Origin of the sequence: Dermacoccus sp. CCH2-D9, assembly GCF_001556795.1 — a bacterium.
Taxonomy (GTDB): Bacteria; Actinomycetota; Actinomycetes; order Actinomycetales; family Dermatophilaceae; genus Dermacoccus; species Dermacoccus nishinomiyaensis.
Genome location: NZ_LSJT01000102.1, coordinates 1 through 15,040 on the forward strand (window position 1 = coordinate 1; position 15,040 = coordinate 15,040).

General features: G+C 65.9%; 10 protein-coding genes and 1 other RNA gene. 8 read left to right on the forward strand and 3 right to left on the reverse strand.

Annotation, left to right across the window (positions count from 1 at the left end):
• Positions 1-2,167: pyruvate carboxylase (locus AX669_RS09265; RefSeq protein WP_082740787.1), on the reverse strand; the 2,167-nt coding region annotated here is incomplete at its 3' end.
• 228 nt (positions 2,168-2,395) lie between these two features.
• Positions 2,396-3,976 carry an MFS transporter gene (locus AX669_RS09270; RefSeq protein WP_062258019.1) on the reverse strand — a complete coding sequence of 527 codons (1,581 nt, stop codon included), beginning with the start codon at positions 3,974-3,976 and terminating at the stop codon, positions 2,396-2,398.
• 405 nt (positions 3,977-4,381) lie between these two features.
• Here AX669_RS09270 and ssrA point away from each other — a divergent pair.
• The 7 genes from ssrA to AX669_RS13940 all read left to right on the forward strand — a co-directional run bounded on the left by ssrA (position 4,382) and on the right by AX669_RS13940 (position 13,430).
• Positions 4,382-4,748, forward strand: a transfer-messenger RNA (tmRNA) gene (ssrA, locus tag AX669_RS09275).
• 241 nt (positions 4,749-4,989) lie between these two features.
• Positions 4,990-6,942, forward strand: coding sequence for a class I SAM-dependent DNA methyltransferase (locus tag AX669_RS09280; RefSeq protein ID WP_062258021.1), 1,953 nt, complete (start codon positions 4,990-4,992; stop codon positions 6,940-6,942).
• On the forward strand, positions 6,939-8,222 hold the full coding sequence (locus AX669_RS09285; protein ID WP_082740790.1) for a restriction endonuclease subunit S: 1,284 nt from the start codon (positions 6,939-6,941) through the stop codon (positions 8,220-8,222). Before AX669_RS09280 ends, AX669_RS09285 begins: the two co-directional genes overlap by 4 nt.
• Positions 8,219-11,356 (forward strand): type I restriction endonuclease subunit R, encoded by a 3,138-nt coding sequence (locus AX669_RS09290; RefSeq protein WP_062258024.1) that lies wholly within the window; start codon positions 8,219-8,221, stop codon positions 11,354-11,356. Before AX669_RS09285 ends, AX669_RS09290 begins: the two co-directional genes overlap by 4 nt.
• A 25-nt stretch (positions 11,357-11,381) precedes the next feature.
• Positions 11,382-12,875: a HEPN domain-containing protein gene (locus tag AX669_RS13400; protein WP_156444973.1), complete on the forward strand. Its 1,494-nt coding sequence runs from the start codon at positions 11,382-11,384 to the stop codon at positions 12,873-12,875.
• A 170-nt stretch (positions 12,876-13,045) separates the two neighbouring features.
• Positions 13,046-13,258 (forward strand): hypothetical protein, encoded by a 213-nt coding sequence (locus AX669_RS09295; RefSeq protein ID WP_062258026.1) that lies wholly within the window; start codon positions 13,046-13,048, stop codon positions 13,256-13,258.
• Complete coding sequence (locus tag AX669_RS13940; protein ID WP_231729534.1) at positions 13,179-13,430, forward strand: DUF6011 domain-containing protein; 252 nt, start codon at positions 13,179-13,181, stop codon at positions 13,428-13,430. The genes AX669_RS09295 and AX669_RS13940 overlap by 80 nt, the downstream gene beginning before the upstream one ends.
• A gap of 60 nt (positions 13,431-13,490) precedes the next feature.
• Here the strand turns inward: AX669_RS13940 and AX669_RS09300 are convergent, their stop codons facing one another.
• Positions 13,491-14,141, reverse strand: a complete 651-nt coding sequence (locus AX669_RS09300) for a hypothetical protein (RefSeq protein ID WP_062258028.1) — start codon at positions 14,139-14,141, stop codon at positions 13,491-13,493.
• Positions 14,142-14,251: 110 nt separating this feature from the next.
• Between AX669_RS09300 and AX669_RS09305 the strand changes: the two genes are divergently transcribed.
• Positions 14,252-14,605 (forward strand): hypothetical protein, encoded by a 354-nt coding sequence (locus tag AX669_RS09305; RefSeq protein WP_062258030.1) that lies wholly within the window; start codon positions 14,252-14,254, stop codon positions 14,603-14,605.
• Positions 14,606-15,040 lie beyond the last annotated feature (435 nt).

The window sequence follows — 15,040 nt, forward strand, 5'->3', positions numbered from 1 at the left end:
ACGCGGTGACGAGGGTACGCGCCGCCGGGGCGCGCAGCAGACCCGCCATGTCCTTGATCGCGAGGACGTGGGCGCCGGCGTCGACGATCTTCTCGGCGAGCGAGAGGTAGTAGTCGAGCGTGTAGAGCTTCTCGTCGGGGGAGGCGAGGTTGCCGGTGTAGCACAGGGCCACCTCGGCGACGGCGGTGCCCGTCTCGCGCACCGCTTCGATGGCGGGACGCATCTGCTCGACGTCGTTGAGGGCGTCGAAGATGCGGAAGATGTCGACACCCGTGCGCGCGGCCTCGGTGACGAACGCGTCGGTCACCTTGGTCGGGTACGGCGTGTAGCCAACGGTGTTGCGCCCGCGCAGCAGCATCTGGATCGGGATGTTCGGCATCGCCTCGCGCAGCTTCGCGAGGCGGTCCCACGGGTCTTCGGACAGGAAGCGCAGCGCGACGTCGTACGTCGCGCCGCCCCAGGCCTCCATCGACAGCAGCAGCGGCGTCATGCGTGCGACGTACGGCGCGACGTGCAGCAGGTCGCGGGTGCGGATGCGCGTCGCGAGCAGGGACTGGTGGGCGTCGCGCATCGTCGTCTCGGTGACGGCGACGGCCTGCTGCTCGCGCAGAGCGCGGGCGAACGCCTCGGGCCCTTCGGTGATCAGCCGGTCGCGCGCGCCGGGCGGGACGGGGCCGCTGATGTCGAACGCGGGCAGCTTCTCGCGCGCCGTGATGGCGAGTGCTGAGTGGTCGCCGTACGGCTTGTTGACGGTCGTCTCGGCGAGGTAGGTGAGCAGCTTCGTACCGCGATCGCCGGGGGTGCGCGCGTCGAGCAGGTGCGGGTGGGTCTCGATGAACGACGTCGTCACGTTGCCGCAGATGAATGCCGGGTCCTCGAGCAGGGCCTGCAGGAAGGGGATGTTCGTGCTGACACCGCGCACGCGGAACTCGGCGAGGGCGCGGCGGGCGCGGCGCACGGCCGTCGCGAAGTCGCGGCCGCGGCAGGTGAGCTTGACGAGCATCGAGTCGAAGTGGGCGCTGACCTCGGCGCCCATGTGGATCGTGCCGCCGTCGAGGCGAACGCCCGAGCCGCCCGCGGAACGGTAGGCGGTGATCGTGCCGGTGTCGGGGCGGAAGCCGTTGGCCGGGTCCTCGGTCGTGATGCGGCACTGCAGCGCCGCGCCGCGCAGGTGGATGTTCTCCTGAGCGAGGCCGAGGTCGTCGAGGGTGTCGCCGGAGGCGATGCGCATCTGCGCGGCGACGAGGTCGACGTCGGTGACCTCCTCGGTGACGGTGTGCTCGACCTGGATGCGCGGGTTCATCTCGATGAACACGTAGCGGCCGCGGGTGTCGAGCAGGAACTCGACGGTGCCGGCGCACGAGTAGCCGATCTCCTTCGCGAACGCGACGGCGTCGGCGCACATGCGTTCGCGCAGTTCGGGGGAGAGGTTCGGTGCCGGCGCGATCTCGACGACCTTCTGGTGGCGTCGCTGCACGGAGCAGTCGCGTTCGAAGAGGTGGACGACGTCGCCCTCACCGTCGGCGAGGATCTGCACCTCGATGTGGCGCGGGTCGACGACGGCTTCCTCGATGAAGCAGGTCGCGTCACCGAAGGCGGATTCGGCTTCGCGCATCGCGGCCTCGAGGTTCTCGCGCAGCGCCTCGGGCTTCTCGACGCGACGCATGCCGCGCCCGCCGCCGCCGGCGACGGCCTTGACGAAGACGGGGTAGCCGATGTCGTCGGCGCCCTTGACGAGTTCGTCGATGTCGGACGACGGTGGCACGCTGCGCAGCGTCGGCAGGCCGGCACGCTTGGCCGCGGCGATGGCCGTCGCCTTGTTGCCCGTCATGTGCAGCACGTCGGGCTTGGGGCCGATGAAGGTGATGCCGGCGTCGGCGCACGCCTCGGCGAGCAGCGGGTTCTCGGACAGGAAGCCGTAGCCGGGGTAGATCGCGTCGGCGCCCGATTCGCGGGCGACGCGGATGATCTCGTCGACGTCGAGGTAGGCGCGCACGGGGTGGCCGACCTCGCCGATCTGGTAGGCCTCGTCGGCCTTGAGACGATGCTCGCTGCCGCGGTCCTCGTGGGGGAAGACGGCGACGGTGGTGGCGCCCAGCTCGGTGGCGGCGCGGAACGCGCGCACGGCGATCTCGCCTCGGTTGGCGACCAGGACCTTGCGGAACATGCACATCTCCGTTCGGGGTGGGGCGCCGCGGCGGCGCAGTTGGTGCTGACACTACCGGTCGCTCAGCGCTGAAAACCGCAGAGTTTCGCGGCAAAACCGACCAATAGCGAACAGTTGGCAACACACGCGTGTCTCGCACCACACCGGACGTGGGAAAAGCCTCTGGGCGGGCCCGACGCCGGGTCGAGCCCGCCCAGAGGCGAGGGTGTGCAAGTTGAAGCGACCGCGTCAGCCCACGTGCGCGGTGGGCGCTGCCCCGTCGGTCTGCAGTTCGTCGCTGCGAATCGTGATGAAGATCAGGATGAGCAGGGCTCCGACGAGAAGCATGCCGGAGGCCACCCAGAACCCGTGCGTCGAGGCGAAGGTCTGCACGTCGAGCGCTCCGGCTGCCTGCTGGGCCTGCATCTTCGACTTGAACTCATCCGTTCCCTGCACCGACGTCGGCACCTTCGCCATCGCGGCAGCGGCGGCGGCCTTGAGCTCGTCGGCACGCTGCGTCGCATAGTGCGAATACACCGTGGTGAGAGCGGCGAGACCGATCGAACCACCGATCTGCTGCGCGGTGTTGAGCGCGGAGGCGGCGGCCCCCGAGTCCTTCGCTTCGACGCCGTGGGAGGCGGCGAGCGTCATCGGGATGAAGACGAAGCCCATGCCGAGGGCCATGACGAAGATGCCGGGCAGCAGGTGCGTCGCGTAGCTCGAGTGCGTGTCGAGCTGGGTGAACGACCACATGCCCGCTGCTGCGAGCAGGCCGCCGAAGCCCGAGAGGTAGCGCGGCTTGATGCGCGTGACGAGGTTCTGCGACAGGCCCGCGGCGATGACGATGCCGAGGCTGAACGGCAGGAACGCGAAACCGGACTTGACCGGCGAATAACCGAGCACCTGCTGGATGTACAGGCCGAGGAAGAAGAACATCGCGAACATCGCGGCACCCATGATGAGCATCGCGAGGATCGCGGTGCCTCGCGTGCGGTCGGCGAGGATGCGCATCGGCAACAGGGCGTGCTCGGTGCGGCTCTCGATGGCAGCGAACGCGATGACGAGCAGGGTGCCCACGATCAGCGGCACGAGGGTCCAGGTGTCGCCCCACGAGTGGGACGCGGCGTTGGACAGGCCGTAGACGATGCCGAACAGACCCGCGGTCGCCGTGACGGCGCCGATGATGTCGAGGGTGCCCTCGTGACCGTCGGATTCGACGAGCACACGGGGTGCGAGCACGGCGACGGCGATGCCGATGGGCACGTTGATGAGCATCGTCCAGCGCCAGTCGATCTCGGTCAGCACGCCGCCGAGGATGAGGCCGATCGCTGCACCGGCGCCGGACATCGCGGCGTAGACACCCATGGCGCCGTTGCGCTCCTTGCCGGGCGGGAACGTCGTGTTGACGAGGGCCAGTGCCGCCGGCTGAGCCAGCGCCGCACCGGCACCCTGGAGCACGCGCGCGGCGAGCAGGAGGGTGGGGTTGGGCGCGATGCCGCCGAGCAGCGAGGCGAGAGCGAACACGGCGATGCCGACGGTGAACATGCGGCGGCGTCCGAAGATGTCGCCGAGGCGCCCGCCCAGCAGCAGGAGCGAACCGAGAGCCAGCGCGTAGGAGGTGACGACCCACTGAAGGCCGGACTGGCTGAAGTGCAGATCGGTCTGGATGTGGGGTAGTGCGATGTTCACGACCGTCCCATCGAGCACGATCATGAGCTGGGCGCAGGCGATCACGAAGAGCGCGAGGCCGAGGTTGGGCTTCGCGGGGTTGTCGGTGGATGACTCCACGGGTGCGTCGGGGCCGTGAGTGCTGACAGCAGCAGTCGACATCAGCCCTCCTTTCTCGAGTTGGCGCCCTTGAGGGGCCGGGGCAGGCGTGGGGGAGAGGCCGGCGAGGAACCGACGGAGTGTGATGCTCGCGGGATCGAACGCGGGCAGCAGGGCGATCGGGCGCTGCCCTGGGGGAGTGCAGCCGCGCGTTGGCCGCCGTTCGTCGGGATGGGGTCGGCCGTGGCGCGACGCAACGTGTCCGTGCGGCGAGGTGATTGAAGATGCAACGACCGAGGAACAACGATAGACCTCTCGGGGTGAGGCGCCAAGCGATCCTCGTGTGGCGCATGACACGGCAGAGGCGCAGCGGGTGGGAATGCGCTCGCGTCCGTCGCTGTTGAACCGCTAGACTGACGGACGCTGATTCGTCAGCAAGCACAACTCCACAGAGCGAACAGTTTCCATGGGGATGATCGGTTTCGACATCGGTCGCCGTCCCAGGGGAAGCGGGCCGAGGATGCAGAGTTATCTCGTTAACGCTCTCTGCAAACCCATAGGTGCCGATTCCAAGCGCACCGACTTCGCCCTCGCCGCCTGAGCGAGCCCGAAGTCTGTCAGCCTGAGCTAGTTCTCGACTCAGTGTCTGGCATCAGCTAGAGAACTTGCTGCAACGTCTTGTCGAGGGGCGTTGTGGGACTCGCACTCGACTGGGCCTGTCGCGGAATGTGTCATTCCTTGCCGCGGGGCCGAGAAAATCCGCAGGATGACTGCGCCCGGAGAAGCCCTGGATCGCCGTCGATGGACGGGGGTTCAATTCCCCCCATCTCCACCACCTCCATGCATCGGTCGCGAGGCCGAGCGGCTGTTCGCAGAACTCGTCACGCAGCGTGAATCAGGCTGCTGCGTGACGCGTGTGGCACGGAGCCCGCCGTCATCCCTCTCGAGGGGTGACGGCGGGCTCTTGCACGTCGTGCGGTCCGGCGCGTACCACTCGCCGACGCCGAGCCAGGGCTGTTGTCGGTCCATCGCACTAGTGTTGTGCAGAACACCCCCACCCGCTTCGAGAGGGACGCATGTCATCGCAGGGCTTGAGCAACTTCATCTGGTCGATCGCTGATCAGCTGCGCGGGGTGTACAAGCCCAGCCAGTACGGCACGGCGACGCTGCCGTTCCTCATCCTGCGGCGCATGGAGTGCGTCATGGACGGCAAGCGCGACGAGATCCGCGCGATGGCCGAGGCGACGCCGAACCCGTCAGCGCTGGCCGCCAGGCTGCGCAAGACGTACGGGCTGCACTTTTGGAACACGAGCGAGGACACCCTCAAGTCGATGCTCGGGGATCCGGACAAGATGGCCGACAACCTCATCGAGTACACGAGTGCGTTCTCGGCGAACGTTTCGGACATCTTCGACCGGTTCGCGTTCGACAAGACGGTGCACAAGCTCGCGGAGAAGAACCGGCTGTACTTTGTCGTCGAGGCGTTCAGTGACATCGACCTGCACCCTGATCGGGTGTCGAACGCCGACATGGGTGAGATCTTCGAGCACCTCATCTTCAAGTTCTCCACCGCCTCGAACGAGACGGCCGGTGAGCACTTCACCCCGCGCGACGCGATTCGCCTCATCGTCGATCTCGTGCTCGCCCCCGATGATGATCTGCTCGCCACGCCGGGCGCGGTGCGCTCGATCTACGACCCCACCGCCGGCACCGGCGGCATGCTGTCGGTGGCCGAGGAAGCGATCCTTGAGATGAACCCGAAGGCGAAGGTGACGCTGGCGGGTCAGGAACTCAACGACGAGTCGTACGCGGTGTGCAAGTCCGACATGATCGGTAAAGGCCAGGCCGTCGAGGCGATCCAGCTCGGTGACACGCTGCGTGAGGACAAACACGAGGGCAAGACGTTCGACTACTGCCTGTCCAACCCGCCCTACGGCGGCGACTGGAAGGCCGCTGAGGATGTCGTGCGCCGCGAGCACGCCAAGGGCGGCGGCCGATTCGACGCGGGTTTGCCGCGCATCAGCGACGGTCAGACGTTGTTCTTGCAACACCTGGCGAGCAAGATGCGCCCGGTCAAGTCGGCCGAGGAGAACTCCGGTGGCCGCGCCGGCATCGTCCTCAACGGTTCGCCGTTGTTCACCGGCGGCGCAGGTTCGGGGGAGTCGGAGATCCGCCGACATCTCATCGAGTCGGATCTCGTCGATGCGATCGTGGCGTTGCCGACGAACATGTTCTACAACACCGGCATCGCGACCTACGTGTGGATCCTCGACAACCACAAGCCGGCCGAGCGGCGCGGCACAATCCAGTTGATCGACGCCACCTCGCGGTGGACGAAGCTGCGCAAGAACCTCGGCTCGAAGAACCGCGAGATCAGCGAGGCCGACCGCGCCGAGATCGTGAAGATCTACGACGCGTTCACCGACGGCGAGCAGTCGAAGATCCTCGAACCGGCCGACTTCGGATACTGGGAGATCACGGTCGAACAGCCTTTGCGGCTGCGGTTCGAGGCCACCGACGACACGCTCGAAGCGGCGATGGGCGCGAAGGCCGTGACGAAGCTGAGCGACGACGAGCAGACCATCGTTCGCGCCGGCCTCGAGTCGCTGCGCGGACAGACGTGGATGAGCCGAGATGAGTTCATCAAGGCGCTGCGCCTGGCGCTCAAAAACGCCGGCCAGGCATTCGGAGCGCCCGTGGTGAAGGCGATCTGGCAGGCCGTCGGTGAGCACGACGATGCCGCCGAGGTGTGCACGGACAACAAGGGCAACGTCGAGCCCAACACCGACCTGCGCGGCACCGAACTCGTGCCGTTCCGCGACACGATCGACGCCTACTTCGAGCGTGAGGTGAAGCCCCACGTACCGGACGCGTGGATCGACACAACGAAGACGAAGATCGGCTACGAGATCCCCTTCACCCGACTGTTCTACCGCTACGTTCCGCCGCGCCCGCTCGCCGAGATCGACGCGGAACTCGAGACGCTGGGCAAGGAGATCATCGCGCTGCTGTCGGAGGTGGAGGGATGAGGGGTTCGATTCCGCTGGGCTACCTGTCCAGTGCTCCGGTAGTCAACGGCCTGGGTCTCGCAGGAGCCAACGATGATCCAGCCTGGCCTAGGTATATCCGGACAACTGACATCGCCTCGCCGACTGCTCTACGAGACGATGTGTTCGCCAGCCAGCCCCCAGATATTGCCAACCAGGCAAGGGTGCAGGCCGGCGACCTCCTAATGACCGCAGCCGGTACGATCGGGAAGAGCACGCGCCTTGGGGACATTGGACCCGCCTGCTTTGCTGGGTTCTTGGTGCGCTTTAGGCCCAACGCACGCACCGAGGGCCGCTACATCGGCTACTGGATGCAATCGCAACATTACTGGGATCAGATTGCGGTCGGCGCGGTGCGTTCGACCATCGACAACTTCAGCGCCTCCAAGTACCGCCGACTACGTGTTCCAATGTGGAGTCTCACTGAACAACGCGCCATCGCGGACTACCTCGACCGCAAGACGGCGAAGATCGACACGCTCATCGAGAAGCAGACGACGATGATCGAGCGGCTGCGGGAGCGGCGGGTCGGCTTGGTCGTGGCCACGGTAGCGCGCGGCCTCAATGCGGACGTCCCGAAACAGGCAGGACCAGGATGGGCTGGTGAAGTGCCCGCGCCTTGGCGAGTGCTGCCTCTGAAGCGCGTTTTGGCGAGCGTCCAGACCGGGACGTGGGGTGCCGAGGCCGACGGTGGAGACGACGACATCACGTGCGTGCGTGTGGCGGATTTTGATCGCCCGCGGCTTGCGGTGGGAGAGAGCGACACACTGCGCAGCGTGTCGGCACCAGACCGCCGGCGTCTTGGCCTGAGGCGGGGCGATCTCTTGATCGAGAAATCGGGCGGGACGGCCATTAACCCGGTCGGTTTTGTGGCGATCTACGACACCGACCATGCGGCGGTGTGCGCCAACTTCATTGGGCGCATGCGCTTCCGGCCCGGCCAGGCATCACGGTTCTGGCTCTATGCCCTGCATGGAAGCTACGCGAGCGGTTTGACGTGGCGCCACGTCAAGCAGACGACCGGCATCCAGAACCTTGATCTCGACTCGTTCGTGGCCGAGCAGTTCCCCGTCCCACCCCTCGCCGAACAGCGCGAGATCGCGGACTACCTCGACCGCGAGACGGCGAAGATCGACACCCTCATCGCGAAGGTCGAGCGGCACATCGAGTTGGCGAGAGAGCGCCGCGCGGCGCTCATCACGGCGGCCGTTACGGGCCAGATCGACGTCACGACCTCAACGCAGAGCGGGGATGCAGCATGAGCCAGACGCACGAACTGACCTTTGGCCGCGAGATCTGCGCCTACCTCGAAGCGCATGGCTGGCTCGTGAGTCAGAACGATGCCGGCTACGACCGGGAGCTCGCGCTGTTCCCCGACGATGTGTTCGCGTGGCTCGAGGCGACGCAGCCGGAGCAGCTCGCGAAGAAGGTCAAGCCGTCGATGAGTGAGGGCGAGCGGGCGAAGGCCCGCACGAAGCTGCTGCGTGCCTTGGCGGATGACTTGAACGCGCCGGATCCGCAGGGCGGGTCGCTGCAGGTGCTGCGCACGGGGTTCAAGAACACGCCGGCGACGTTCACGATGATGGAGAAGCGACCGGAGAAGACCTCGAACGCGAAGGTGAACGCGCGTTACGCCGCAAACCGGCTGCGCGTCATGCGGGAGGTGCGCTACTCGACGAAGAACGAGAACCGCATCGATCTGGTGTTGTTCGTCAACGGCATCCCGGTCGCCACCGTCGAGCTGAAGACCGACTTCAACCAGAGCGTCGAGCACGCGAAGCGCCAGTACCGAGACGACCGCCCGCCGGCGGGTGAGCCATTGTTGACGTTCGGGGCGCGCGCGCTCGTGCACTTCGCGGTCTCGAACGACGAGGTGTGGATGACGACACGCCTGGCCGGCAAGCACACCCGATTCTTGCCGTTCAACCGTGGCGATGACGGGCACGCGGGCAACGGCCCGGACGAGGACGGTGGCTGTCCGACGACGTACCTGTGGCGCGATGTGTGGGCGCGTGATCAGTGGCTGGACATCCTCGGCAAGTTCATCCACTACGAGACCGACAAGACCACCGACCCGAAGACGGGAAAGCAGTCGGTGTCGAAGGCGCTGATCTTCCCGCGCTACCACCAGCTCGATGCGGTGACGAAGATCGTCGCAGACGCCCGAGAGCTCGGGGCGGGGCAGAAGTACCTCATCCAGCACTCGGCCGGTTCGGGCAAGACGCGCTCGATCGCGTGGACGGCGCACCGCCTGGCGACGCTGCATGACGCGAACGATGCGAAGGTGTTCGACACCGTCATCGTCGTCACTGACCGCACGGTGCTGGATGATCAGTTGCAGGAGGCGGTGCGTCAGATCGAACCGGCTGCCGGCATGGTCGCGACGATCAACCAGAACGAGGCCGCGAAGGCCCTGACCGATGGGGATTCGACGTCGAAGTCGTCGTATCTGACGAAGACGCTCGCTTCGGGCAAGCTCATCATTGTTGTCACGATCCAGACGTTCCCGTTCGTGCTCGACAAGATCGCCTCGGAGCAGTCTTTGAAGGGTCGGCGGTTCGTGGTCATCGCGGATGAGGCGCACTCGTCACAGACCGGGCAGACCGCCGCGAAGCTCAAAGAGGTGCTCTCGCCGCAGGAGATCGCGGACATGCAGGACGGTGGCGAGGTCAGCGTCAACGACCTGCTCGAAGCGAAGATGGCCGCGCGTGGGGATACGGACAACGTCTCGTTCGTGGCGTTCACCGCGACGCCGAAGCAGCGCACCCTCGAGTTGTTCGGCCGGCCTGACCCGACGACGGATCTGCCGCGCCCGTTCCACCTGTACACGATGGCGCAGGCGATCGAGGAGGAGTTCATCCTCGATGTGCTCGCCTCGTACACGACGTACGACACGGCGTTCCAGCTCGCGACGAAGTCCGGCAACGCCACCCCTGATTCGGCGCTGGACGGTGAGGGGATGCTTGTCGATGAGCAGGTCGCGACGAAGGGGCTGATGCACTGGGTGAAACTGCACCCGACGAACATCGCGCAGAAGGTGCAGATCATCATCGAGCACTTCGACGCGAACGTGAAGCACCTGCTCGACGGGCGTGCGAAGGCGATGGTCGTCACCGATTCACGCAAGGCTGCGGTGCGCTACAAGTACGCGATGGATCGCTACCTGGCCGAGCACAAGATCGAGGCGTACACCTCGCTCGTGGCGTTCTCCGGGGAGGTCGAGGATCCGCAGACGCCGCAGAACGCGCGCGAGTTGCTCAAGGGCAACACGAAGCACAGTGAAGCGACGATGAACCCGAAGGGCACGAAGGATCTGCGCACCGCGTTCACCGATGACGCCTACCGGGTGATGATCGTGGCGAACAAGTTCCAGACGGGCTTCGATCAGCCGTTGTTGTGTGCGATGTATGTCGATCGCAAGCTGTCGGGGGTGACGGCGGTGCAGACGTTGTCGCGGCTCAACCGGTTCAAGCCGGGCAAGCGCACGATGGTGCTCGACTTCGTGAACTCGGCCGATGACATTCTCGCGGCGTTCAAGCCGTACTACGAGGAAGCCGAGATCGTCGAGACGACCGACCCGGACTCGATCCACCGCTTGCACCGCAAGCTCGACGCGGCCGGCCTGTACGACGATGCGGAGGTCGATGATGTCGTCGAAAAGTTCGTACGTGGTGCCGGCAACACGGCGTTGTCGGGCGCGCTGACGCCGGTCAAGCGCCGGTTCGTGGAGCGGCGCAAGGCGGCGCGGGCGAGCAAGGACGCGGTCGAGCTCGAGGCGTTGGCGATGTTCCGCAAGGATCTGCGTTCGTTCGTCAAGCTGTATGACTTCCTCAGCCAGGTGCTCAACTTTGAAGACACCGACGTGGAGAAGCGTTCGATCTTCTACCGGCTGCTCTCGCCGCACCTGCGTGATGACGACGAGACGCCCACGGTCGATCTGTCGGACGTGTCGTTGCGGCACATCTCGACGACGAAGCAGGCCGATGCGAAGCTCGACCTGGCGGCGGGGGAGAAGATCAAGCTGAAGCCGGCCAGCTCGGCCGGCACGGGTGAGCAGCGGGATCCGAAGATGGTGCTGCTCGATGAGCTCGTGGAGCGCCTCAACGAGCGTTTCGCCGGTGAGGGTTTCAAGGACGATCAGATCAAGGCTTGGGCGGGCGGCATCCTCGCGGAGATGGAAGCCGACGACGACCTGCGCGAGCAGGCTGGCGCGAACTCGGAGGATCAGTTCCTCGAGTCCGCGACGTTGCGCGACGCGCTCGTGCTGGCCGTGGCGGATTCGCATGAGGCTCAGTCGCGCATGGGGCAGATCCTCAGCGCCGACGACGCAGTGGAGCAGACGTTGCTCAACGTGCTCGGACGGTTGTTGTATCGCAAGTTGAAGGGGGACGCGTGACACTGTGGTATCGGACGGTAACCGTATGACATCCCCCGAGTCGCTACTCGAATCGCGAGAATGGCGAGGCGTCTGGTGGCTTCCCGAAGATCCCGGCACGTCTGTTTCAGGCATCTTGACGTACACCCCCTGGCTAGGACTCAAGCTCGAACTCATTGGGGCTTTCGAGGACCGAATCTGGGAGAACGTGGCGGATGCAATGCTTCAAAGCGTTCAACGCCGAGAGACCTTCCCTGTCATCCACGGCACCTGCGAGGGTCAACCCATGACGCTCATGAACGTCAGCCCCTCCGGCCGTCAGCAATATCGGACCATGCTAGACGCAGGTTACAGCGAGCAAAATCTGGATGTAGCCGATGCGATATTCGGCGCTCATGTAGCGTCCTCCAGCGAAACCACCTTCAGCGCCTTCAGCTGTAGCATTGAAAACTTGCACGTTTTCGCCGGCGCACAGTCCACCTCGGCCGAGATGCGGATTGACTCAGCCACCATGCGTCCCACGGGGGAGGCCAGTATCGCCATCCAAACTCCGAAGCCCGTCGAGGTATCCCTTCCGTGGGGGACAGTGACACTTCGTCACTTGGTCACCATGCCGACGCAGGTTGACGCTTATGAGAGCCGGAAAGTCGAGACCAACCACTCGGCGTCGCTCGAGTTCCTTCCGGCGGAACCGTTTGCCCTCGACCGTGTTTGGGGCGAGATATACACAGCGCAAGATCTCCTCGCGCTGGCACTCGATTGTGGCCCTGCTCTGTCGTGGGTGTCAGGGCACGTGTCAGAGCAGGCTGAGGGGGGCCATGTGCAGGGGGGGCCGGCAAGCCGGCGGGTGTGGCTTTTCCGGAACGCGCGCGGCCTTCCCGATCGTAACCGGCGGCTGTCGCCTTCGGGTCACGGGGCCTTCGATGCCACCGAACTGCCTCTCGAGGAAGTCTTACCTCGGTGGTGGGAGGTTGTCGAGCGGTTTCAGGCGGCTTGCCACATGGTGCTGGGGAGCCGCTACGTGGAAGACCACTATCTCGAGTCTATGGTCGTTGTAGCCGTAGCATCGGCGGAAGCATTTCACCGCCAGTTGCCCGATGCAAAACCTCCCTTCAGTCGCGATGACAATTTACGGCGTCTATCAAAGGCGTTCGATACTCTTGATGCGGAGACTGCCAAGTGGTTGCGGTCTATCGTTCCGGGAGGTTTCTCACTAGCGCAGCGATTGGATGCCCTTGCCGCAAGATTGCCCGCGCAGACCGCGAGCCGGCTTCTGCCGAACCCTAAGGCTTGGGTGAAGGCGGCCAAGGAGTCGAGAAACGGTCTCATGCACGCGGGTCGTGACGAAGGTGGGTGCGATCGACTCGTTGCCACGCTTGAGGTCACCCGAGCGGTTGTAACCGTCAACCTGCTCGTCGAGTTGGGCTTGTCCGATCAGCAACTTGTGAACGCTCTGGACAATGCCAAGGGACTTCGATCCGCGTCACGGCAGGCCCAGATGCACTTTCCCACGCCAGCCCAGGCGAGCGCAGCTCGATAATCCGCTTGTTCTCGACTTCGAGTGGTTGGTTCCATCTCGCTTGACGAGCAATTCCTCAGGTAGAGGCCGCCGATGCGGCTCGACGGAGCGCAGACCAACGATGCCGACCGCATCGATGCGGTCTGGGCGTTGCGCTATCTGTGGGGCCAGCGGGCGCAGGACTCGACCCCATGACGACCTACTCGCCCGCCATCCTCGTGCGCCTCACGACGGTCCGCGCCGATTACACCGCCGGCGTCTCGCCGTACTATGACGAGGTGCTGGACGATACGGCTTGGCCCTGGTGGCGAGTGCCGTCGACGAATGGCCGTCACTGGCGCGGCGCCACGGCGTTCAGCCGCACCACGATCGAGCCGTGCGCGACGGGTTCGACGGTGCGATGAGGCAGCGAACCCGCGAGGTGTTGGGGGAGCGCCCGGCCCCGTCGTGTTGGATCTCGCCCCACATGACGCCTCCGCTGGATCGGTGGGGCGATGCCGTGTCTGTGGGCGCCCGCTTCGCTCACCGGAGTCCATTGCACGTGGCTCCGGCCCCGAATGCTCCAAGAAGGTGTGAGCGTCGGGGTCGAGCCGTGAAAGGGGCACGGGCCATGTGAGGCAGCAGAACGCAGTGTCCTCAGGCCGCCGGGACGCACACCACCTGGTCGAGGTCGGCGGCCAGCGGCTGGCCGACGTTGTTCTTCACGACGTGCTTGACGCGTGCAACGCAGCGGACGCGCTTGTCGTCCTTCGTCAGGTAGGTCGTGCCGTGCGCGGCGATCGTCGCGGTGTCCTGGCCGGTCGAGTCGACCTCGATGCGGCTTCGCGCGTACGTCTCTGTCAGCCCGTTCTTCTTCTGCGCGGCGACGCTGAGGGCGTGCAGGTCATCGGGCGACCACGTCACGTCACTCGAGGCCGGCGCGGCGACGGCCTTCGCCTCCGGGCGCCAGTCCTTCTCAGGGACGACGGCGGCACGCGCTGCGCTCAACGCGTCGGCGCGCTCGATCGTCGCCGTGGCCGACGCGATGGGCGCCGGGCCCGCCACGCGATGACGCATCGACGGCACCGCCGCCACGAGCGCGACGACGGCGAGCGCCGCGATCACGCCGAAGCGCCACGGGTGGGCCTGCTCCAGGCACATCGACGCGAACATCCACGCGATCGCGCCGATCAGCACGGCGCAGAACGCGAGCGCGGCGAGCGTCGAGACGACCGTCGCGCGGGTGGGGGACAGCTGCGGCAGCCACATCGTCGCGACGTGGGCGGCGTGATCGAAGTGCACCGTCATGAGAGCTCCTTGGGCGCGGGGCTGCCTCGTCGCAGCCGCTCGAAGCTAGGCCGACAGCCTGAGAACCCGCCGAGAGGGCGCCGGACGTGCGCGGTGCGATACTGCACGGGATGCCCCCTTCCGACTCCCGCCTCGTCCGCGCCTGCCGCGCGCTGCTCGTGCTCGCCCTCGCACTGCAGACGTACCTCCTGTACGTGTTCCATTCGAGCGGGGCAGAAGGTGAGCTGTTCCCCCACGCCGACAAGGTGGTCCACGCCTGCATGTTCGGCGGACCCGCACTCCTGGCACTGCTCGGACGGTGGCGATGGGTGGCGCTCATGCTCGCGTTCTATGCGCCGATCTCCGAACTGATCCAGGGCACGGACGTCGTGGAGCGCGACACGGACTGGCGCGACGCACTCGCCGATGTGACAGGAATCATCCTGGCGTGGGGGTTGACGCGTCTGCTGCGCCGCCGGGCGTGACGTAGACTTGGGGGACCATTGATCTTGCGTTCAGTAGGTTTGCTTTCGGTTTGAGCGTGCCCGCAGCTACTCCCTGTGGCGGCACGTGGTGGTGAGAGTAGGCCCGTTCTCTGAGCGTCACCCACGATGTGACGCCGTCATGTGAGCGCCGAGATCCCACGCAACAGCGCCGATCCACCCAGTACGCAATCCTTCCAGCCCACGTGCTCCACGGGCTCTCTGGCGTGCTCGCCTTCGGTGCTCTCGACCGAGAGGTTCACACCCATGTCTTCGATGAACAACAACAACGGCAAGAAGCCGCGCTGGTCGCACGCCGACAAGGCCGGCGCCAAGCGCGGCCAGGACCGCTCCGGCGGCCGCGACTTCGGAGGACGCCGCGACGGCGCCGCGGGCGGACGCGACGAGCGACGCGGCGGTTTCAGCCGTGACAACGAC